The 970-nt window shown below is 44.3% G+C and carries 1 protein-coding gene and 1 pseudogene; both read left to right on the top strand.

What is annotated here, in order from left to right; genetic code table 11:
- A partial coding sequence (nadR, locus tag ACS8FD_RS17320) for a multifunctional transcriptional regulator/nicotinamide-nucleotide adenylyltransferase/ribosylnicotinamide kinase NadR (RefSeq protein ID WP_439276762.1) occupies window positions 1-583 on the top strand: 583 nt, incomplete at its 5' end.
- Between the two features lie 107 nt (window positions 584-690).
- Window positions 691-970, top strand: a pseudogene (locus ACS8FD_RS17315) (nicotinamide riboside transporter PnuC); the annotation flags it as partial.

Genomic DNA, 970 nt, shown 5'->3' with positions numbered 1-970 from the left:
TCATCCACAAGCACGCGGTGATTACACAAAGACGGTCGCTATCGTTGGCGGTGAAAGCTCAGGGAAGACCACTTTAGTCCATAAGCTTGCTAACTATTATGGGGCGAGTTTTGCGTTAGAGATGGGACGCTTGTACGTAGGGACGGACTTAGGCGGTAGTGAAATTGGTCTACAATACAGTGATTATGGGCCTATTGCGCTTGATCATGCACAGGCCATTCGAGATGCTACTGCTGTAGCAACCGCCCCTGTTACTATTGTTGATACAGATTTTGTGACCACACAAGCATTTTGTGAAGAGTATGAAGGTCGTACTCACCCATTTGTCACTGCCAGTATTGACGAGTTTCGCTTAGACCATACGATCATGCTAGATAACAACACACCATGGGTTGACGATGGCATGCGCTCATTGGGAGACCCTAATGCACGTGGACGTTTTGAGCAGCGTCTTATCGATATATTTGCACGGCATGATATAGCACCATATTTGATCGATGAACCTGACTACGACGCTCGCTATCAGCAAGCGTTACGATTTATCGATCAGTATATTTATGGTAAAAACATACCAAAATCATAGTTTAAAGTTTCACCATAATCCGAAGTTTCGGAGATTCACGAATACCACATTTATAATAATATCATTTTTGTCAGTACCTCCCTGATATATTTTTAGGAAAACAAGTTATGCGCATTCAGCTATTAGATAACATTACTGGAAAATGGTCCATGCAATGGATTGTTATCTGGTTCATTTGCGGTGTGGTTGCACTATCTACAGGCTTTTGGCTCACTACAGAACACACAACCCTTGACATGTTTTATTTGGGAGTCTCTTTTGTCGGCTTGATCTGTGTGGTGTCGCTGTCATTTCGCAAAAACGTCATGGGTAACGGTCTTGGTATGGCGGCGACCGCTGGTGAGGTGGTCGTACAAGCAACGTCTGGTGCAGTGGGCTTGATGCTTG

The organism is Psychrobacter sp. 1U2, from assembly GCF_051847575.1.
Note: the sequence above shows the minus strand (reverse complement) of the source record. Positions and strands in the feature narration are given on the sequence as shown.